The 19,964-nt window shown below is 51.0% G+C and carries 17 protein-coding genes and 1 pseudogene; 11 read left to right on the top strand and 7 right to left on the bottom strand.

Annotation, left to right across the window (positions count from 1 at the left end):
• Window positions 1-2: 2 nt before the first annotated feature.
• Window positions 3-437: a DoxX family protein gene (locus AC3RPL_RS08970; RefSeq protein WP_490739723.1), complete on the top strand. Its 435-nt coding sequence runs from the start codon at window positions 3-5 to the stop codon at window positions 435-437.
• 15 nt (window positions 438-452) lie between these two features.
• On the opposite strand, the gene hglS is transcribed toward AC3RPL_RS08970, so the two are convergent.
• The 3 genes and pseudogenes from hglS to smrA form a co-directional block, all read right to left on the bottom strand.
• Entirely contained in the window at window positions 453-1,799 is a 1,347-nt protein-coding gene (gene hglS, locus AC3RPL_RS08975) for a 2-oxoadipate dioxygenase/decarboxylase HglS (protein WP_490739724.1), read from the bottom strand.
• A 191-nt stretch (window positions 1,800-1,990) separates the two neighbouring features.
• Window positions 1,991-3,316 (bottom strand): annotated as a pseudogene (locus AC3RPL_RS08980) (MFS transporter).
• Window positions 3,317-3,518: 202 nt separating this feature from the next.
• Entirely contained in the window at window positions 3,519-4,085 is a 567-nt protein-coding gene (gene smrA, locus AC3RPL_RS08985) for a DNA endonuclease SmrA (RefSeq protein ID WP_490739725.1), read from the bottom strand.
• 307 nt (window positions 4,086-4,392) lie between these two features.
• Between smrA and fnr the strand changes: the two genes are divergently transcribed.
• Window positions 4,393-5,148 carry a fumarate/nitrate reduction transcriptional regulator Fnr gene (gene fnr / locus AC3RPL_RS08990; protein WP_490739726.1) on the top strand — a complete coding sequence of 252 codons (756 nt, stop codon included), beginning with the start codon at window positions 4,393-4,395 and terminating at the stop codon, window positions 5,146-5,148.
• A gap of 328 nt (window positions 5,149-5,476) precedes the next feature.
• Here fnr and AC3RPL_RS08995 read toward each other — a convergent pair whose 3' ends face one another.
• The gene (locus AC3RPL_RS08995; RefSeq protein WP_490739727.1) at window positions 5,477-6,595 is read right to left on the bottom strand and encodes a metallophosphoesterase; all 1,119 of its coding nucleotides are present in this window, start codon (window positions 6,593-6,595) and stop codon (window positions 5,477-5,479) included.
• Between the two features lie 291 nt (window positions 6,596-6,886).
• Between AC3RPL_RS08995 and uspE the strand changes: the two genes are divergently transcribed.
• Complete coding sequence (gene uspE, locus AC3RPL_RS09000) at window positions 6,887-7,837, top strand: universal stress protein UspE (RefSeq protein ID WP_490739728.1); 951 nt, start codon at window positions 6,887-6,889, stop codon at window positions 7,835-7,837.
• 228 nt (window positions 7,838-8,065) lie between these two features.
• Here the strand turns inward: uspE and pntB are convergent, their stop codons facing one another.
• The gene (gene pntB, locus AC3RPL_RS09005) at window positions 8,066-9,454 is read right to left on the bottom strand and encodes a Re/Si-specific NAD(P)(+) transhydrogenase subunit beta (RefSeq protein WP_490739729.1); all 1,389 of its coding nucleotides are present in this window, start codon (window positions 9,452-9,454) and stop codon (window positions 8,066-8,068) included.
• Between the two features lie 10 nt (window positions 9,455-9,464).
• Entirely contained in the window at window positions 9,465-10,997 is a 1,533-nt protein-coding gene (gene pntA / locus AC3RPL_RS09010) for a Re/Si-specific NAD(P)(+) transhydrogenase subunit alpha (protein ID WP_490739730.1), read from the bottom strand.
• Window positions 10,998-11,506: 509 nt separating this feature from the next.
• On the opposite strand from pntA, the gene ydgH reads away from it, so the two are divergent.
• Both ydgH and AC3RPL_RS09020 read left to right on the top strand, forming a co-directional pair.
• The gene (gene ydgH / locus AC3RPL_RS09015) at window positions 11,507-12,460 is read left to right on the top strand and encodes a DUF1471 family protein YdgH (RefSeq protein ID WP_490739731.1); all 954 of its coding nucleotides are present in this window, start codon (window positions 11,507-11,509) and stop codon (window positions 12,458-12,460) included.
• 192 nt (window positions 12,461-12,652) lie between these two features.
• Complete coding sequence (locus tag AC3RPL_RS09020; protein WP_490739732.1) at window positions 12,653-14,044, top strand: amino acid permease; 1,392 nt, start codon at window positions 12,653-12,655, stop codon at window positions 14,042-14,044.
• Here the strand turns inward: AC3RPL_RS09020 and AC3RPL_RS09025 are convergent, their stop codons facing one another.
• Window positions 14,045-14,458 carry a hypothetical protein gene (locus AC3RPL_RS09025; RefSeq protein WP_490739733.1) on the bottom strand — a complete coding sequence of 138 codons (414 nt, stop codon included), beginning with the start codon at window positions 14,456-14,458 and terminating at the stop codon, window positions 14,045-14,047. It lies immediately after the preceding gene.
• 165 nt (window positions 14,459-14,623) lie between these two features.
• Between AC3RPL_RS09025 and rstA the strand changes: the two genes are divergently transcribed.
• The 6 genes from rstA to AC3RPL_RS09055 all read left to right on the top strand — a co-directional run bounded on the left by rstA (window position 14,624) and on the right by AC3RPL_RS09055 (window position 19,958).
• Window positions 14,624-15,352, top strand: a complete 729-nt coding sequence (rstA, locus tag AC3RPL_RS09030; protein ID WP_367167265.1) for a two-component system response regulator RstA — start codon at window positions 14,624-14,626, stop codon at window positions 15,350-15,352.
• Window positions 15,349-16,650: a two-component system sensor histidine kinase RstB gene (rstB, locus tag AC3RPL_RS09035; protein WP_490739734.1), complete on the top strand. Its 1,302-nt coding sequence runs from the start codon at window positions 15,349-15,351 to the stop codon at window positions 16,648-16,650. Before rstA ends, rstB begins: the two co-directional genes overlap by 4 nt.
• Window positions 16,651-16,678: 28 nt before the next feature.
• Window positions 16,679-18,169 (top strand): carboxypeptidase M32, encoded by a 1,491-nt coding sequence (locus tag AC3RPL_RS09040; protein WP_490739735.1) that lies wholly within the window; start codon window positions 16,679-16,681, stop codon window positions 18,167-18,169.
• Between the two features lie 199 nt (window positions 18,170-18,368).
• The gene (gene asr / locus AC3RPL_RS09045; protein ID WP_490739736.1) at window positions 18,369-18,854 is read left to right on the top strand and encodes an acid resistance repetitive basic protein Asr; all 486 of its coding nucleotides are present in this window, start codon (window positions 18,369-18,371) and stop codon (window positions 18,852-18,854) included.
• An 86-nt stretch (window positions 18,855-18,940) separates the two neighbouring features.
• Window positions 18,941-19,021 (top strand): small membrane protein YdgU, encoded by an 81-nt coding sequence (gene ydgU, locus AC3RPL_RS09050; RefSeq protein WP_490740660.1) that lies wholly within the window; start codon window positions 18,941-18,943, stop codon window positions 19,019-19,021.
• Between the two features lie 115 nt (window positions 19,022-19,136).
• Complete coding sequence (locus AC3RPL_RS09055; protein ID WP_490739737.1) at window positions 19,137-19,958, top strand: trypsin-like serine peptidase; 822 nt, start codon at window positions 19,137-19,139, stop codon at window positions 19,956-19,958.
• The last annotated feature ends 6 nt before the right edge of the window (window positions 19,959-19,964 follow it).

Consider the following 19,964-nt stretch of genomic DNA (forward strand, 5'->3'; position numbering starts at 1 on the left):
AGATGTTTACTGCCATTAACAGCGGTTTTAACCGCTTCTTTGATCATCCCGATTTTGGCAAGCTGGTGCTGCGTCTTTCTCTTGGTTTTTTGCTGCTGTTTCACGGCGAATTTAAAGTGGTGCACGGTGTCGGCTGGATTGCCAGCATGCTGAAAGCGCACGGCATTCCTGGCTTTGTCGCCTGGGGAGCCTATGTTGGCGAGGTGGTGGCACCGGTTATGTTGATTATCGGACTGATGACCCGCCCGGCCGCATTTATCATCGCGGTCAATCTGGTGTTTGCAACCCTGTTGGTCAAAACCGGCGCGGTCTGGGATCGAACCTCCGTCGGCGCATGGGCGCTGGAGAGTGAAGCATTCTATTTCTTTGCCGCGTTCGCCATCATGCTGCTGGGTGCAGGCAGATATTGTTTGATCCGCAACAGCAGCCTGCAATGATCTTCTGACTCTCTTTTATCCCAGCCCGCAGCGTTGCAGGCTGGCTTGTTGCCGCGCAGCATAAAGCATGATTTCATCCTGCACATTTGCCCCCAGCGCCTGCTCAAAGGCCACCCGGTTGGCATTGCCCTGACTGATTTTTCTTACTTCACCGACCAGGTTTGACTGGAAAATACCGGCGGCACTGACCGGCAGGAAATCTTCATAAATCATTGGCGTGGCACGGATCAACCCTTCATCAAGCAGTTTCTCAATATCCTGCAACTGCGCAATGCGCTGCGGTGCGGCCTTGCCGCTTTCAGTCAGCGAATAGTGAAACCATGCCAGCTGTTGCTGACGCAGCGTCTGTTCATCATCGGGAAATTGCCGGAAAACCTCTGTCAGCTGGTGTTGATGGATGCTGTTATCACTGCCCGCTTCACACTGTAACAGCAACCGATCATACAATGCTCTGCCTTTTGCGGTAAGAGCGATGCCTCGCTGTTCGATTTCGCCAAACCTGGCAGTGTGCGTGCCCTGTTGTCGGTCAGTAAAGCACACTGGCTCATCCAGGGCTCTGAAGCTGGTTTGCCGCAGTAATAAAGGAACCCGACGGTGGGGAGGACCTTCAATAATGGCTTTGGGCACGATCCCCCGCTGGGGCATCAGCGCCTGTACGCGGTCAATATCCAGCGTGCGGGGCGTCAGATGATTAATATTACATCCCGGAAAACAGACCACATCGGCAATCAGGCGATGCTGCTGTTGCAACGCCTGCCAGGTGGCAGAGTCAACCGTAGTCTGCTGATGCCAGCGAAAGGTTTCCAGCGATTCGGTAATAAACTCAGCCGCCTGATGAGCGGTAAAACCTCCCTGCTGCTGATGTAATGCCACCATTTCACGGCAACGTGGAGTAAAAATATCACGCTGCGCCAGAATCTCCGTCGCCCTCTGCCGTAATGGCAGGGCGTCGATCAAATCCAGTCGCAGTAGCGAAGTAAACAGGCGGAAAGGATTGTGGTTAAGCGAGAGGTCTGATATCGGCCGAAAAGCCGTTGAATGCACGGGCACACCGGCCTGACTCAGATCGTAATAGCCCACCGGGTACATGCCCATAACAGTAAACATCTGTCGCAGCATTGACAGCTCTGCTGCCGTGCCAACGCGGATTGCGCCGTGCCGTTCAACACTCAGCCGGGCAAGTTCCCTACTTTCTGCCAGTTGACGTCTCAGCGCTGGTTGTTGATCAAGCACCTGCTGGTTAACCTCAGCAACCAGCTTGAGTAACACAGCATACTGCGGGACTTCCTGCTGATACATTGCAGACATTGCGCTGGCAAAATTATCACGAATGGTGTCGGCACTCACCCATAAATCAGTCATCATCCCGCTCCTGTCCTGTCCTGTCCTGACTGTTGTCAGATTAGTGGAAACTGAACGGTACTGAGGAAGAAATCCACAAACTGTGATCGGGCCAGCCGGGCGATGCGCGAAGCAGGAAACGGAGCAAAAGCGGATTATCGGCAGGGTTGTGGTGTCGCCCGACGCAGGGTGTTGGTCGGGCGGCAGCGTGTTCAGGCGCTACGATGATGAGCATAACGATATTTAATCAACAGCATCAGTGATGTCAGTACGGCAGGTATTGCAAGGCTGGTAAATACCTGGGTGATATTCCAGCCCATAGCGAGCATCTGCGCCCCAACGAAGGCGCTGAGAATGGCTCCCATCCTGCCAACACCGTGCATCCAGCTGGAACCGGTGGCCCGCGCATGAGTGGGATAATAGCTGGCAGAAAGCGCATTCATTCCGGTATTCGCGCCATTAAGACAAAAGCCGCTACTGAAGGCAACCAGGCTGAGGGTAAGCGTATGAGCTGGCGCGTAGCCGATAGACACAGTGGCAATGGCCCCGACAAAATAGATTGAGGCCAGCGCCAGATTGGCGTTAAAACGGTCCATCATCCAACCAGCAAACAACGAACCTACCGTTCCGCCAGCCTGATACATGGCGGTAACCAGTGCAGCCTGAGTGACAGTCATCCCCATATCTTTGACCAGAGAAGGCAGCCAGCTGCCGATCAGATAGACCAGAAAAAGGCCCATAAAATAGCCGCCCCACAGCATGGTGCTGCCCAACAAAAAAGGACGGCTGGTGACCAGTCTTACCGAGCCGTGGCGGCTCCCTTTCTCCTGCATGGCAAATTCACTGTGTCGGTCAATTTTCCCCGGTGCCATTTTCTCAACAATCTTACGGATCTGCTCAGCCGGGGCATGGCGGGCCAGCAGGAACCGTACTGACTCAGGTAGCCACGAGACCAGCATCGGCACGATCAGTAATGGCAGCAAGCCACCCACAACCAGTACCGCATGCCAGCCAAAATTGGGAATCAACTATGATGCAGCAAATCCACCACCGGCAGCGCCAAAAGTGAAGCCACAAAACACCACGGTAATAATGAAGGCGCGTTTACGCTCAGGAGAATATTCTGCTACCAGCGTCCCCACATTGGGCATGGCCGCCCCCAGCCCCAGCCCGGTAAGAAAGCGGAACAACATCATCTGATCGATGTTTTGTGAGAATGCCGTCGCCAGCGTCCACATACCAAAGAAGAAAACGCTACCGATGATAATTTTCCGGCGACCAAAGCGATCCGCCAGCGGGCCGGCCAGCATCGCACCCAGCGCCAGACCAATCAGCGCAGCGCTGATCACCATACCCAGTTGCTGGGTAGTCACATCCCAGGCAGCTTTCAGCGTTGGCGCGATAAAACCCATTACTGCGATATCCATTCCATCCATTGCCACCACGGCAAAGCAAAGAACAATAATCCGTAGCTGGTAACGGCTGATACCGCCTTCATTAATTAAGGTTCGCACATCTGTCGCAGCGATACTTTCCACGATAGCGCTCCATGGGCCACTGCCGTTTAGCAGGCTGGCATCGGTTCCTGAAAAAAGTGTCGGGTATGATAACGGATTGTAAGAAGCTTCACTTGCTGAATTACGCCCCTTTCCCGCAAGGAAAATCTTTTATTCGCCGTTGTGGTAGTTTTTCATAAGTAAAACCGATGACGACAGGAAGAGTTGGCCTGGGATCCTGAGGTCAACGGCTGCGTTTGGCATGTCGTTCACGGTTTTCCGCGCGTGCCTGTTCGTTTTTTCTTAAACCCACATAGCAGGCACCGCTACCGCCGTGCTGGGGACGGGCAATGCAAAAGGCCTGCACCTCTTCAAATTGTTGCAACCAACGAAACAGATAACTGCGGACAATGTTTGCGTGGGCGGTATCTTTGCTGCCTTTGCCATGAATAATCAATAAATTACGGCAGTTTTCCAGCATAGCCTCCAGCATAAAGCGGTAGAGTATCTGTCGGCAGGATTCTGTGGGTTGGCGCAGCAGATTGAGACTGGCATCAGGCCGGTATTTTCCGCAGCGCAATTTGTCCAGCACCCCCTGTTGGATCCCCTGCGCTTTATATTCCAGCGGGGTGGTAACAGGGATAATGTCGAGCAAACCGCTGATCAGGGGATTTTGCGGCAACGGTTCTGCAACGCTATGTTGCGGAACCTTGCGTGCAGGAGATTTCAGCCAAAGAGTGCTGGCACGATTTTTCAGCGGGACAACATCTTCCATCGCGTCTTTAAACAACTCTTTATCATCAGGACTCATCGTGTCGTTTCCCCATTGTCGGCGTAAAAATAGTGGCGGACAGATCACAGTTTATACTGCATTACAGCAATCGTTATCTACTGCCTGGCTGTGGTCCACTTTTGAAAAATGCCAATTATTGATAATTATTATGTTGGAATATTATTGAAATAAGTTGGATGTTATTTTTTTGATAAATTCTTAAACGAGATGACACTAAAATTGATATAGAGACTTCAATAAGACGAAAACTGCTCTGCCCCGTTCCCTTTAAACAAAAAAAAGTGATAAAATTGACCTCAGTCAATAATCAACTGGGCCCATAACTATGATCCCTGAAAAGCGAGTTATTAGCAGACGTATTCAGTCTGGCGGTTGTGCTATTCACTGTCAGGATTGCAGTATCAGTCAACTGTGCATTCCCTTCACGCTGAACGAGCATGAACTCGATCAGCTGGACAATATCATTGAACGCAAAAAACCTATCCAGAAAGGCCAGACTCTGTTCAAAGCTGGCGATGAACTGAAATCACTGTATGCAATCCGCTCCGGGACGCTAAAAAGTTACACCATCACTGAACAGGGCGATGAACAGATTACTGGTTTCCACCTGGCGGGTGACCTGGTTGGTTTCGATGCCATCAGTGCAGGTCATCACCCCAGTTTCTCTCAGGCGCTGGAAAACGCGATGGTGTGTGAAATCCCATTTGAAACACTTGATGACCTTTCCGGTAAGATGCCAAGCCTGCGTCAGCAGATGATGCGGCTGATGAGCGGCGAAATTAAAGGGGATCAGGAGATGATATTACTCCTGTCGAAGAAAAATGCCGAAGAACGGCTGGCCGCTTTTATCTATGGTTTGTCACGTCGTTTTGGTGAACGTGGCTTCTCTCAGCGCGAATTTCGTCTGACCATGACCCGAGGAGATATTGGCAATTATCTTGGTCTGACCGTGGAAACAATTAGTCGACTGCTTGGCCGTTTTCAAAAGAGCGGGATGCTGTCGGTGAAAGGAAAATATATTACCATCGAAAATCATGATGTTCTGTCAGAACTTGCCGGTCAGAGCCGTGCTATTGCCTGATAAATAACAGGTATGCATCTTTATTTTATTGTGGTCGTATTTTTTAAAAGTTTTTTTATTTATTGCGGCACTTTTAGCTTTAACGCCATCAACAGAATCGTAGATTTTTCCTTAGGCCTGCGCTTGCGCAGGCTTAATTTTCAATTTAGCACCAGGTTTGTGTCTTTTTAATTTCATATGTCCAGCCCCTGCCAGTTTAATATTACTGTCGGCAGGCTGAGGCGTTTGTCTCCGGGTTAACAGTCCTGTCGTAAGTCACCCCGGCAGGTTACTTCCCTGTCCTGTTAATCCTGGTTCCTGCCCGCTTTTTTGCCCCAGACACCCGCTGTCACTGAATTGCACGTTTTAACGTTATTCGGGTCAGTTCAGACGGTCGCCCCAGTCTTATTGCCATACCCGGCCACAGTGCAGTCCCGTTGTTAACATAAAGCTGCATCCCTGCCACATCATAGCGACCAGAAACGAAACCGCCATTAGCACCGGCAAACAGCCGATCAAAGCCCGCAATCAGACCGCCATGGGTATGACCTGACAATTGTAAATCCACGCCCTGCTCTGCATTACGCCTGGCGTTACGCGGCTGATGATCGAGGAGAATCACCGGCGCATCCTGGGGCGTATCAGCAAGCGCCTTCGTCAAATCCGAACCTGGTGCTCCCCGCCTCCCGGCTGACGCATCGGTAACACCGGCAATAACCAGCTTTGCGTCCCCACGACAAATTACCGCATGATTATTCAGCAACGTTTTTAATCCCAGCGAATTCAGGTGTTCGGTCCAACGCTGTTGTTCAAAAAAATATTCATGATTACCCGTAACCGCCAGCACGCCATCAGGCGCATTGAGCCTGCGCAATGGCTCTACGTCATTTCTGCGATTCTGTACGGTTCCATCAACGACATCGCCCGTTATAACGATCAGATCAACGTTCAGTTCAGCCACCTTTTCAACCAGCAAAGAACTCCAGCCTGCATTGAACAGTTTGCTGAGATGTAAATCCGTCAGTTGTAGTATGCGGAAACCTTCAAATTCGGCAGGCAAATTGTTGATAGTAATGGCAACCTCTTTAAGCCTGGGAATGCGTATCGCCTGAGTGACACCCACAGCCGCCACAGCCATAGCAATAAATGCCAGGGTGTAACGGACGACTTCCAGCCCCGACAAAGGATGGTGAAAAAGCAGTGTTGTCAGAATGACCAGGTCCAGCAGTAACTGCATCAGGGCAATAAATAACACCGAACAGAAAGCCCAGCTGAAAAGAATGATGATGATTCTGGGCATCTCTGCTGAAAAAACAGAGCCAGAGGTAAAACGACTGACAATTAAAAACTGTGTGGCAGATAAAACCAGCACTGACAGTAATATTTTTGCTGTCATCGTTATCGGCAAAGGAATGATAAATCGCGCAATCACGTACCAGCCTGGCAGGCTGAAAATCAGGTGGAACATTGGCTACATCCTGTTATGTGAATTGGTGGGCATTAATTCGGCAATAATGCAACATTGTCAACAAAATACGCTGACCGAAAACACCTGAGTTATATGTCTGATACCTGAACCTGGTGGGTAAAAATCATCAACAGGATTATTATATTCTTAACCATCTCGCAGTAACATCAATCTGAAGTCGCGGAAAATTAGCTAGCAGGATAATTATTACTTATTGAACTGCCGATAATTTTCTTCTGCCAGTCTGAAGATTGCGCTATCTTGAAACGATCAGCATCTGGAGAATCCGTTATGGCTAAATATCAAAATATTCTTGTGGCTGTTGATCCACAACAGGACGATCAGCCAGCGCTTCGTCGGGCGGTTTATCTCAATCAACGTCTGGGTGGACGTATTACTGCCTTTTTGCCCATCTATGACTTCTCCTATGAGATGACCACCCTGCTTTCCCCCGATGAGCGAACAACCATGCGCAAAGGCGTGGTCAGTCAGCGTACAGAATGGATCCGTGAGCAGGCCAGCGCCTATCTTGAGGCTGGCGTTGAAATTGACATCAAGGTGATCTGGCATAACCGCCCCTACGAGGCCATCATTCAGGAAGTGCTTAATGGCCATCACGATCTCGTACTGAAGATGACGCATCAGCATGACCGGTTGCAGGCGGTGGTATTTACCCCAACAGACTGGCATCTGCTTCGCAAGTGCCCCTGCCCGGTATGGATGGTAAAAGATCAGCCGTGGCCAGAGGATGGCAAAGCCATAGTCGCCGTTAACCTGGCCAGTGAAGAGCCACATCATGACCCGCTCAATACCAAACTGGTACAGGAAACGCTGGAACTGGCTGAGCTGGTCAATCATACCGAAGTACATCTGGTCGGCGCTTACCCTGTTACGCCAATCAATATCGCCATTGAGCTGCCTGATTTCGACCCAAGCGTTTATAACGACGCCATTCGTGGACAGCACCTGCTGGCAATGAAATCGCTACGGCAGAAATTCTGCATTGATGAAAAATTCACCCACGTCGATAAAGGACTACCTGAAGAAGTGATTCCGGAAATCGCCAGCCAGCTGGATGCTAGCGTGGTAGTACTGGGAACCATTGGCCGCACCGGTCTCTCCGCCGCATTTTTGGGGAATACCGCTGAGCAGGTTATTGATCATCTTCGCTGCGATTTGCTGGCGATAAAACCGGATGGATTTATCTCGCCGGTAGAACTGGATGATGATGAGGATGACTGACGCTGGTGTGTGGTGACCAGTAATTCTGCCCTGTAACTAAAAACAGCGGGGTTACGGTAGATGCTGGTTTACGATACCGCGACATCAGACTCTTATCAGTACCTGTCAGATAACATCTGTTACCCGCAGCAATAAGAAAGCCCCGGCTATGACGCCGGGGCTTTCTGTCATCAGATCGGAAAGATTTCAGTTAAATACCGGATGGCTGGAACCCTGTAGCCCGATGGTTTACAGCGCTTTAAGGATTGCATCAACGGTAGCTTTTGCATCCCCGAACAGCATCTGGGTGTTTTCCTTAAAGAACAGCGGATTCTGCACCCCGGCGTAACCGGTATTCATCGAGCGTTTAAATACCACCACGTTCTGTGCTTTCCAGACTTCCAGTACCGGCATACCTGCGATCGGACTGTGTGGATCCTCCTGTGCAGCCGGATTAACGGTATCATTAGCGCCAATCACCAGCACCGTATCGGTCTCTGCGAAATCGTCATTAATTTCGTCCATCTCCAGCACAATATCGTAAGGAACCTTTGCCTCCGCCAGCAGCACATTCATGTGTCCCGGCAGACGGCCAGCCACCGGATGAATACCAAAACGAACATTAATTCCTCTGGCGCGCAGTTTTTCTGTTATCTCAGCAACCGGATATTGCGCCTGCGCCACTGCCATGCCGTATCCCGGAGTGATAATTACCGTACGGGAATTATTGAGCAGTTCAGCCGTGCCCTGAACATCGATTTCGCGATGCTCACCCACTTCTTCACTTTCCCCGCTCGAGCTGGTGTCAGTACCAAAGCCACCGGCGATTACGCTGATGAAAGAGCGGTTCATCGCTTTGCACATGATGTATGAGAGTATCGCTCCGCTCGAACCAACCAGCGCACCGGTAACAATCAGCAGATCGTTACTGAGCATAAAGCCCGCCGCTGCCGCTGCCCAACCGGAATAAGAGTTAAGCATAGAAACTACGACAGGCATATCTGCCCCGCCAATTGAGGACACCAGGTGCCAGCCAAAAGCCAGCGCGATAAGGGTCATCAGAATCAGTGCAAACACCTGCATTGCGGTACTGTCGGTGCGAACGAAAATAATCAACAGACACAGTGAAACCACCAGTGCCAGCAGATTAAGTTTGTGGCGATGAGGCAGCATCAGAGGACGCGATGATAACTTACCGCACAGCTTACCAAAGGCGACCAGTGAACCGGTGAAGGTGACCGCACCAATGAAAATACCAACGAAAACTTCGGTGAGATGAATGTTCTCCAGTACCGGCTCCATACCCGGAGCATGATCCAGATAGCTGTTGAAACCCACCAGCACGGCGGCAAGGCCAACAAAGCTGTGCAGTACCGCAACCAGTTCCGGCATTTCAGTCATTTCGACTTTCTGTGCCAGTCTGACACCTGTAGCGCCACCAATCACCATCGCCAGCAGAACCCAACTCACATTGCCGCTGTCCGGGCCAAAGAGAGTGGCTAACAAAGCGATGGCCATGCCACTGATACCAAACAGGTTACCCTGTCTGGACGTTTCATGTTTCGACAGGCCAGCCAGGCTGCAAATAAACAGAATCGCGGCAACAATGTATGCTGCTGTAACTAATCCACCAGACATTGATTACCCCTCAGTTTTTACGAAACATTTTCAGCATGCGCTGAGTCACGGTGAAACCACCAAAAATATTAATGCTGGCGATCAGAACGGCGATAAAGGACAGAAAACTGACCCACCCACCGTGGCTTATTTGCAATACGGCACCCACCACAATGATCCCGGAAATTGCGTTGGTTACTGACATCAGAGGGGTATGGAGAGCATGACTGACATTCCACACCACGTAGTAACCCACTACGCAGGAGAGGGCAAAGACGGTGAAGTGAGACAAAAATGCGGGCGGTGCGACATTTGCAAACCAGCCAAACAGCACCACGGCCAGCACCAGCAATGCATATTTTCGTAGCGGAGAGACGGGTTTAGCTTCAACTTTCTCAGGCTGTCTGACCGCAGTGGTGACAGCTTTCGGCGTGGCAGAAACCTGAATGGCGGGAGCAGGCCAGGTCACTTCACCATCACGAATAACGGTGACTCCCCGAATAACCACGTCATCAAAATCAACCTGAATTTCACCGTTTTTCTCCTTACACAGCAGTTTAAGCAGATTAACCAGGTTGGTGCCATACAGCTGTGAAGACTGGCCTGGCAGGCGGGATGGCAGGTCGGTATAACCAATAATTTTGACACCATTGTCGGTGGTGGTGACCTGGTCCGCGACGGTCAGTTCACAGTTGCCACCGGTTTGAGCGGCAAGGTCGACAATGACACTGCCGGGTTTCATCGTGGCGACCATTTCCGCCGTGATCAGTTTCGGAGCCGGACGTCCCGGAATTAACGCGGTGGTGACAATAATGTCTACTTCTTTAGCCTGCGCAGCAAAGAGAGCCATCTCTGCCTTGATAAAAGCCTCTGACATCACTTTGGCGTAACCATCACCACTGCCCGCTTCCTCTTTAAAATCCAGCTCAAGAAATTCAGCTCCCATGCTCCGGACCTGTTCTTTCACTTCGGGACGGGTATCAAATGCACGTACCACGGCACCCAGACTCCCTGCGGCACCGATAGCGGCCAGACCGGCAACGCCCGCGCCGATAACCATCACCCTGGCCGGAGAAACTTTGCCCGCCGCAGTGATCTGTCCGGCAAAGAAGCGTTCAAACTCATGTGCCGCTTCAATGATTGCCCGATAGCCGGCAATATTTGCCATGGAGCTGAGTGCATCAAGCGATTGCGCCCGCGAAATTCGAGGCACCGCATCCATTGACATCACGGTCACTTTTCTTTCGGCCAGTTTTTCCAGTAATTCAGGATTCTGTGCAGGCCAGATGAAACTTATCAGGGTGCAGCCTTCACGAGACAGTGCGATCTCTTCATCCGTGGGTGCATTTACCTTCATGACAATATCTGACTGCCAGACGCTGGCTGTATCGGTAAGCGTCGCTCCGGCAGCAAGATAGGCGTCATCGTCGAAACTGGCCAGTTTGCCTGCTCCACGTTCAACGGTGACGCTGAAACCTAATGTCAGTAGTTGCTCCACCGTTTTGGGGGTTGCGGCAACGCGTGCTTCATTGGGCAATCGCTCCCGGGTTATTCCAATTAGCATAATATTCCCTTCATCAGAGGTGAGATGATACTGGTCCTCACTGCGTGGGCCAGCGGCCTGACAGGAGTGTTACAAACTTTTATAACCTACTGAAAATACCCTTAATGATCCAGCTATTACGTAAGCCTGAAAAAGTTTTTATTTATAAATAAACATAAGAGGCCAGATATACTGTGGAGCGACCAAATTGTGAATGGATTGAGCTGATTAAATGCTTTATTTATCAAACAAAAGCATTAATTTTCATTTTTTAATTCATTATTTAACAAACCATTAACCTTAACGGAATTGCAAATCAAATGATTCCCCTGAATGTAAAAACAAATACCCGACAATTAACATTTTTTTAAAAAATTAACGCGGGTATTTTTACCAACCATCTCATTACGCTCAAAATGGCTGAGACAGGATGCATTATTACATGCAATAATCGGCAGCTAATCTGTTACACATCAAGAGTCCAGAACGTTTTCGTACTCATTTTTTGCGCAAGGCGAAGGATTATTTTTATGAAGCTGAAGAATACCATTCTGGCATCAGCCCTGTTGTCACTCACATCATTATCCGCATACGCGGCACAGGAACTGACGCCGGAAAAAGCGGCCGCGCTGAAACCCTTTGATCGTATAGCTATTTCAGGTCGCTTCAACGCAATTGGTGATGCCACCGCCGCTGTTTCAAAACGTGCCGATGAGCTGGGTGCAGCCGCCTTTTACGTTCAGGGAATCAACGATACCAATGGCAATGGCGGCAACTGGCGTGTGGTGGCCGACCTTTACCATGCTGATGCCCCTAAAGCATCCGGAAACAAAGACCGTATTATTAATGGCGTTCGTGAACTGACTAAAAGTGAAGCATTCCGCCTGGAACCTTATGATACCGTCACCGTAACGGGTTTTTACCGCAGCCAACCAGATGTGAATGATGCGGTGACCAAAAAGGCGAAAGAAAAAGGTGCGTCCTCTTTCTTTATTATCCGGCAGATTGATGCCAACAGCGGCGGCAATCATCAGTACATTACAGCTTACATCTATAAAGCAGATGCGCCAGCGCGTAAAGTTCAGTCGCCTGATTTGATTCCGGCAGATTCTCAGGCAGGTAAAGCGGCGCTTGCCACCGGCGGTGCGGCGGTGAAGACAGTACAGATCCCCGGCGTGGCCTCATCTGAATCGCCAACCAATAAAGTCGGTCGCTTCTTCGAAACTCAGACATCCAGCAATGAGCGCTACACAATAAAAGCGCCAGATGGCAAAAGTGTGCAGGAAGTGAATGCGGTTACCGCAGCGCAAATGCAACCTTTTGACAGCGTCACCTTTACCGGGCATTTCGGTACGCCAACTGAAATCTCGGAGGCTGTCGGTCGCGCAGCAATTGCAAAAGGGGCGAAGTATTACCATATCACTCGCCAGTGGTCGAACCAGAGTGGCGGCAACCTGACGGTTTCTGCCGATCTGTTTAAATAGCTGGCTTACGGGGGGATCCCGCGATCCCCTCACCCTCCTGAGTATTTCCTGCCTGGTCTGCGCAATTCCCTGTTTTAACATTGCATCTCTCTGAGTCACTCCGTTAGAATCGCCGCCGGTTAATGTAATTTAAGTAAAATTTTGCGGATCCCCTCGCCGTTACGGATTTTCGTTCTGCTTTCAGGATGTGTTTTGAACAAAAAATTAGGTCTTACCGCCCTCACGGCGTTGGTGTTGAGTTCCATGCTGGGCGCTGGCGTATTCAGTCTGCCGCAAAATATGGCAGCGGTCGCCAGTCCTGCTGCCTTGCTGATTGGCTGGGCCATTACCGGAACAGGCATCATGATGCTTGCGCTGGCGTTGCTCCTGTTGACACGTCTGAAACCGGAACTCGACGGCGGTATTTTCACCTACGCACGAGCCGGATTTGGTGAGCTGGTAGGATTCTGCTCTGCATGGGGCTACTGGCTTTGTGCCGTTATCGCCAACGTCTCCTATCTGGTTATTGTTTTTTCGGCGCTGAGTTTTTTTACCGACTCTGGTGAACGCGTGATCTTTGGTAACGGCAATACCTGGCAGGCGATGCTGGGTGCATCGGTACTGCTGTGGCTGGTGCACTGTCTGGTGCTTCGCGGTGTGCAGACCGCCACCAGTATTAATCTGATCGCCACGCTGGGTAAACTGGTGCCGCTGGGGCTGTTTATCGTGCTGGCCGTTTTAGCCTTTAACTTTCAACGTTTTCATTTCGACTTCACCGGGCTGGCGCTGGGAAAACCTGTCTGGCAGCAGGTAAAAGAAACCATGCTTATCACCCTGTGGGTGTTTATCGGCGTGGAGGGGGCCGTGGTGGTTTCTGCCCGGGCAAGAAATAAGAAGGACGTTGGCCGCGCCACCCTGCTGGCCGTCACTGCTGCACTGATAGTCTATCTGCTGGTCACCCTGCTTTCTCTCGGGGTGATACCGAGAGCAGAACTGGCAACGATGCGTAATCCATCGATGGCAGGTCTGATGACCCGGATGGCTGGCTCCTGGGGCGATATCGTTATTGCCAGCGGGCTGGTGATTTCAGTCTGCGGTGGCTATCTCAGCTGGACCATTATGGCGGCGGAAGTCCCAATGGCGGCAGCGCAGCATGGCGCATTTCCGGCGTTGCTGGCAAGACAAAATAAGCGTGGAGCCCCGGCCGCCTCTTTGTGGCTGACCAATGTCAGCGTGCAGCTGTGTCTGATACTGATCTGGCTGACCGGTTCAGACTATAACACCCTGCTGACCATTGCTTCTGAGATGATCCTGGTGCCGTATTTTCTGGTGGGGGCCTTCCTGTTTAAAGTGGCGCGCTCATTAAAAAATCCTGGTGCAACGACCGTAGCCTGCGGGGCCAGCGCTTATGGCCTGTGGTTGCTTTATGCTTCCGGTCCGCTCCATCTGCTGCTGTCTGTGGTGTTATATGCACCGGGCATCGCGTTGTTTATTTATGCCCGTCGGGGCAGCGCAGGCGCTGCCAGGCTTTGTCTCGCAGAGAAAGTCGCGATGGTGTTACTGGTAGTGGTGGCAGCGCCGGCATTATGGGTACTGTTACATTAATCAGTGAGAAAAGGCGGGCATCGCAACCGTCAGGCGGTCATCAAACTGCTCAAGTTCGACAGGGCGGGTATATTCCTGACGGATCACCGCCAGCTGATGTTCAGAGAGTGGGTAAGGCAGTAAAATATCGAACCGCGCAATATGCTGTTGTTCAGCCAGAGTTATCAATCGGGCAATATTTATCTCATCGCTGACCTGAGTGGAAATGATCTGTAAGGCCAGTATTTTTAGTCTTTCAGGGGCGCTACCGGGCAGATCAGGGGTATTTCTGGTAACCATACCAAAGATGGGCATTACGCCATAAATGGCATCAACAAAGCTCCAGCGCTTCTTACAGGAAGAAGAAAGAAAATCCATGTAATTCAGGCAAATGCTTTCACTTCGCGCTGCTGAAACCTGTTCTTTGTCAGCCACCCTTTGTTCTCCTTTTTCCGCCAGATTAGCCACAGTAGACCCGTTAACTATAATGACATATTTCAGATACTTTATACTATACAACAAGAATTATTTAGCGCGGAATCATAGTAGTCTGTATTAACAAATAGTAGTCTGTTGTTTCCTTTGCAGATAATTAACCCTATGAACAAAATTGTATTTGTCGAAGACGATCAGGATGTGGGTGAACTGATTGCGGCCTATCTGAGCCGTCATGATATTGACGTGATCGTCGAAAATCGCGGTGACCGCGCCGAAGCCACCATTGCTGCTGCCTGTCCTGATCTGGTTATGTTGGATATTATGTTGCCCGGCAAAGATGGGATGACGCTATGCCGGGACCTTCGCGCCAGTAATGTCTGGTCCGGTCCCATCGTGCTGCTCACTTCGCTGGACAGTGATATGAATCATATCCTTTCGCTGGAAATGGGCGCCAACGACTACATTCTGAAGACCACTCCACCGGCAGTACTGCTGGCACGCCTGCGTCTGCATCTGCGTCAGGCCGGGACACAAAGTCAGAACGAGGACATTGCCAGCACAATTTCAGCGCAAAACACGCTGAACTTCGGCACGCTTACCGTCGATCCGGTTAACCGCCAGGTGACGCTCGGTGACGAAGTGATTGCCCTTTCCACCGCTGATTTCGATCTGTTGTGGGAACTGGCAACACATGCCGGTTCAATTCTCAACCGCGATGCATTACTGAAAACCTTGCGGGGCGTAAGCTACGACGGCATGGATCGCAGTATTGATGTGGCCATCTCCCGGCTGCGTAAGAAACTGCTGGATAATGCCACCGAGCCATATCGCATCAAAACCATTCGTAATAAGGGTTACCTGTTTGCGCCTCATGCATGGGATGCAAAATGAAGAAGCTGTTCATTCAGTTTTACCTGTTGCTGTTTGTCTGTTTTCTGGTCATGGCGATGCTGGTGGGCCTGGTTTATAAGTTCACCGCTGAGCGCGCAGGACGCCAGTCAATGGACGACCTGATGAAGAGCTCACTCTATCTGATGCGCAGCGAACTACGGGAAATCCCCCCACGGGACTGGAACAAAACCATCGATAATCTTGAGCTGAATCTGTCGTTCAAACTGCACATTGAACCGATGAGTAAATATCAGCTTGATCCTGTCACGTTGCGGCGTCTGCGCGCAGGCGAGATCGTGGCGCTGGATGATGAATACACCTTTATTCAGCACATCCCGCGCAGCCATTACGTGCTGGCTGTTGGCCCCATCCCCTACCTGTTTTTTCTGCATGAGATGCGTATTCTGGATATTGCGCTGCTGGCGTTTATCGGAATCTCACTGGCCTTGCCGGTATTCATCTGGATGCGACCGCACTGGAAGGATATGTTACGGCTGGAGTCCGCAGCACAACGGCTTGGTCAGGGACATCTTGATGAACGTATTCACTTTGACAGCGCATCCAGCCTGCTACGTCTTGGCGTGGCGTTTAATCAGATGGCTGACAATATCAACACCCTGGTTGCCAGTAAAAAACAGCTGATTGACGGTATCGCTCATGAATTAAGGACGCCATTGGTACGACTGCGTTACCGCCTGGAAATGAGTGATAACCTCAGTAATGCCGAATCAGTCGCCCTCAATCGTGATATAGGCCAGCTGGAATCGCTGATTGAAGAGTTACTGACCTATGCCCGACTGGATCGGCCGAAAGTCGAGCTGAATTTACAGTCACTGGACCTGGCCGCATGGCTGGCTGAACGGCTGGACGATATTCGTTCCGTGCACGGTGAATTCACAATTGAACTGAATACGCCTCAACGTCAGAACGTTGGGGTAGCCGATACCCGTTTAATGGAACGCGTACTGGACAACCTGGTCAATAATGCCCTGCGTTATGCCGGTCACCGCTTGCGTGTGGGATTATGGTTTGACGGTAATCTGGCCTGCCTTCAGGTAGAAGATGACGGGCCGGGGATCCCGCTCAGTGAACGTGAACGGGTATTCGAACCCTTTGTACGACTCGATCCCAGCCGTGACCGCGCGACCGGTGGCTGCGGCCTCGGGCTGGCAATTGTTCACTCGGTCGCTCAGGCGTTTGGCGGTTATGTACTTATTGATGCCAGCCCGCTGGGTGGTGCCAGCGTTCGCTTTTGCTGGCCCGTTCATTTACCCTCAGAACTTCCTCGCGCAGTCTGAATGCTGCCCGTTAACATTAAGGATATTCATGTCATCTGCTTACACTAATCTGACCCGGGTTTTTACCCGCCTCTCACGCTTCAGTCATCTCGCTGCCATTACCGGCTGGGATATGATGACGATGATGCCCCCCGGCGGCAGCAGCGCACGCGGAGCGGCGCTGGCTGAACTCAGCGTATTAAAACATGAGATTCTCACTGACAAACAGGTTGGCAAGTGGCTGGAAGAAGCCGCTCAGCAACAGCTGAACGATGTTGAACGTGCCAATCTGGCTGAAATGCAACGCAGCTGGCAGCAGGCATCCCTGCTACCGGCCTCACTGGTAGAGGCTAAATCCGTCGCGGGTTCACGCTGCGAACACGCCTGGCGGCAGCAGAGACCGGCAAATGACTGGCAGGGTTTTTCTGCCAATCTGAAAGAAGTGGTCAGACTCAGCCGGGAGGAGGCAGAGATCCGTTCTCAGGCTGCGGGCTGCTCCCGCTACGATGCCCTGCTGGATCTTTATGAGCCAGGCATGACCAGCGCACGGCTCGATCAGACTTTTGGAGAAATCAGAGAGTGGTTGCCTTCGCTCTTACAGCGCATTGTTGACAAGCAGGCACAGGAAAAAGTTGAGGTACCCGTTGGCCCCTTTGCGCTGGAGTCGCAGAAACAGCTGGGTCTGGCAATCATGAAGCTGCTGGATTTCGACTTTAACAGCGGCCGTCTGGATGTCAGCGCGCACCCGTTCTGTGGCGGCGTGCCGGAAGATGTGCGTATCACCACCCGTTACAATGAAAACGAATTTATCAGTGCCATGATGGGCGTTATCCACGAAACCGGTCATGCCCGTTACGAACAGAATCTGCCGAAGCAGTGGGCCGGACAGCCGGTTGGCCTTGCCCGATCGACGGCTGTTCATGAGTCACAAAGTCTGTTCTTTGAAAAACAGCTGGGACGCAGTCCGGAATTTCTTGCTCTGCTTTTGCCACAAGTCCGACAACTGTTTGGCGAACAATCAGCGCTGGAGAAAAACAATTTCATTGCGCTCAATCAGCGGGTCAGGCCGGGCCTTATTCGTGTTGATGCTGATGAAGTCAGCTACCCTGCCCATGTCATTTTGCGTTATGAGATCGAAAAAGCCCTGATTGCCGGTGAAACAGAGGTCGATGATATCCCGGCACTGTGGCAGGAAAAAATGCAGTCGTTGTTGGGTATCGACACAAGTGGTAACTATCGTGATGGCTGTATGCAGGACATCCACTGGACAGATGGTGCCTTTGGCTACTTCCCGACCTACACCCTGGGCGCAATGTATGCAGCTCAGCTGTTCAGAGGGGTTAATAAAGCCCTGCCCGATCTGACTACGCTGTTACAGGAAGGTAATTTGCAGCCGGTATTTGCGTGGCTTGAGCAAAATATCTGGCAGCACGGCAGCCGTTTCACTACCCGGCAACTGATTGAAAATGCTACCGGGGAAGATCTTAATCCAGCCTGGTTCAGGCAGCATCTGGAAAATCGTTACCTGCATAACAGCTGATTTACAGCGCAGCGGCCTGATGCAGCAAGGATGATGCTCAGGCCGCAATCCCCCCTCTCTTTCTGTTTTCCTGCCTGTTTGTACAATCCGTTACATACCGATACCAATCACTCACGGAAACCGTTGTCTGCTTTTCATATAGTCTTTTCACCGGCCCCGCAGTGGGCTGACACGTGAAATAAACTTTGAGGGTTTTGCAATGAAAAAATTATTTGCTCTGGTTGTAGCCGCTGCTATGGGTCTGTCTTCAGTTGCTTTTGCTGCTGATACCACTGCTGCTCCTTCTGCTGCTGCACCTGCCGCATCAGCAACGACCACCGCGCCAGCAAAAGCTGACACTGCTAAAAAGCATCACAAAAAAGTTGCCAAAAAAGCAGCAGCCCAGAAAGCTCAGGCCGCTAAAAAGCATCATAAAAAAGTAGCTAAGAAAGACGCAGCCCAGAAAGCTCAGGCTGCTAAAAAAGTACACCACAAAAAAGTCGCTAAGAAAGACGCAGCACAGAAAGCTCAGGCTGCTAAAAAAGTTCACCACAAAAAAGTAGCTAAAAAAGATGCAGCTCAGAAAGCTCAGGCTGCTAAAAAACACCACAAAAAAGTAGCTAAAAAAGACGCTGCACAGAAAGCTCAGGCTGCTAAAAAACACCACAAAAAAGTAACTAAAAAAGCCGCTGCACCTAAAGCATAATTGATGAAGCGGGAGCGCCGCTCCCACTCAGAATGACAATACAAACACCCGGTTCGTCCGGGTGTTTCTTTCTGGAGTATCGGATGATGGTGCGTCGCTATTTATTCGAAATTATCCTGGGTTTGATGATCATTTGTGGCGTTGTGGCGTTCAGTTTCTATCTGTAATCGCCTGAGCTGCTGATATTCCAAATTAAGCTCCCTTTTTTCCCGCTTAACTACTATAGTTATCGCCACTGCTGGTTCCTGGATTTTCTGATTATTTCTCCGCTCCGAGAGTGACATGCGCCTGACTGCTTTCTTTTTAATCTGCTGTTTTGCCCTTTCAGTTCAGACCCGTGCTGCTGATGATGAAGGCCCGGATCCGGCCGAAGTTAAAACCCTTTTTTTTGGTAAGGACGATCGTAAACCCGTTACCGCAACCAGCACCCAGCCCTGGGAAGCAATCGGTCAGCTTGAGACGACCAGCGGCAATTTATGTACCGCCACCTTAATTTCCGCCCACCTGGCATTAACGGCGGGACATTGCCTGTTTGCCCCGCCGGGCAAGCTCGACAAAGCTGTCGCACTGCGTTTTATTTCTAACGGACGGGGCGGCTGGCGCTATGAAATTCATGATATTGAAAGCCGGGTTGACCCGGAACTGGGCAAAAAATTAAAGGCAGATGGTGATGGCTGGATTGTGCCCTCCTCTGCGGCTCCCTATGATTACGGCCTGATTATTTTACATAACCCCCCATCGGGAATCGTTCCTTTGCCACTGTTCACCGGCAGCCGCAGCGATCTGACTCTGGCGCTGAAGAATGCCGCAAGAAAAGTGACGCAGGCAGGCTATCCACTGGACCATCTTGATACGCTCTATTCTCACAGTGACTGTCTGGTTACCGGCTGGGCACAGAAAGGCGTGCTGTCACATCAGTGTGATACCCTGCCCGGTGACAGTGGTTCGCCGTTGCTGATGAAGGTGGATAACGCCTGGCAGCTGATTGCCGTGCAAAGTTCCGCTCCGGGGGCAAAAGATCGTTATCTGGCAGATAACCGGGCCATTGCTGTCACCGCGTTTCGCGATAACTTACAGGCCCTGTCATCTGAACAAGGCCAGTAAAGCACG

It is taken from the genome of Erwinia papayae (assembly GCF_058241465.1).

What these genes read in the sequence shown, in the direction of transcription:
- AC3RPL_RS08970 (WP_490739723.1), top strand. Translation starts at nt 3, where the DNA reads ATGTTTACTGCCATTAACAGCGGTTTTAACCGCTTCTTTGATCATCCC.
- hglS (WP_490739724.1), bottom strand. Translation starts at nt 1,799, where the DNA reads ATGACTGATTTATGGGTGAGTGCCGACACCATTCGTGATAATTTTGCC.
- smrA (WP_490739725.1), bottom strand. Translation starts at nt 4,085, where the DNA reads ATGAGTCCTGATGATAAAGAGTTGTTTAAAGACGCGATGGAAGATGTT.
- fnr (WP_490739726.1), top strand. Translation starts at nt 4,393, where the DNA reads ATGATCCCTGAAAAGCGAGTTATTAGCAGACGTATTCAGTCTGGCGGT.
- AC3RPL_RS08995 (WP_490739727.1), bottom strand. Translation starts at nt 6,595, where the DNA reads ATGTTCCACCTGATTTTCAGCCTGCCAGGCTGGTACGTGATTGCGCGA.
- uspE (WP_490739728.1), top strand. Translation starts at nt 6,887, where the DNA reads ATGGCTAAATATCAAAATATTCTTGTGGCTGTTGATCCACAACAGGAC.
- pntB (WP_490739729.1), bottom strand. Translation starts at nt 9,454, where the DNA reads ATGTCTGGTGGATTAGTTACAGCAGCATACATTGTTGCCGCGATTCTG.
- pntA (WP_490739730.1), bottom strand. Translation starts at nt 10,997, where the DNA reads ATGCTAATTGGAATAACCCGGGAGCGATTGCCCAATGAAGCACGCGTT.
- ydgH (WP_490739731.1), top strand. Translation starts at nt 11,507, where the DNA reads ATGAAGCTGAAGAATACCATTCTGGCATCAGCCCTGTTGTCACTCACA.
- rstA (WP_367167265.1), top strand. Translation starts at nt 14,624, where the DNA reads ATGAACAAAATTGTATTTGTCGAAGACGATCAGGATGTGGGTGAACTG.
- rstB (WP_490739734.1), top strand. Translation starts at nt 15,349, where the DNA reads ATGAAGAAGCTGTTCATTCAGTTTTACCTGTTGCTGTTTGTCTGTTTT.
- AC3RPL_RS09040 (WP_490739735.1), top strand. Translation starts at nt 16,679, where the DNA reads ATGTCATCTGCTTACACTAATCTGACCCGGGTTTTTACCCGCCTCTCA.
- asr (WP_490739736.1), top strand. Translation starts at nt 18,369, where the DNA reads ATGAAAAAATTATTTGCTCTGGTTGTAGCCGCTGCTATGGGTCTGTCT.
- ydgU (WP_490740660.1), top strand. Translation starts at nt 18,941, where the DNA reads ATGGTGCGTCGCTATTTATTCGAAATTATCCTGGGTTTGATGATCATT.
- AC3RPL_RS09055 (WP_490739737.1), top strand. Translation starts at nt 19,137, where the DNA reads ATGCGCCTGACTGCTTTCTTTTTAATCTGCTGTTTTGCCCTTTCAGTT.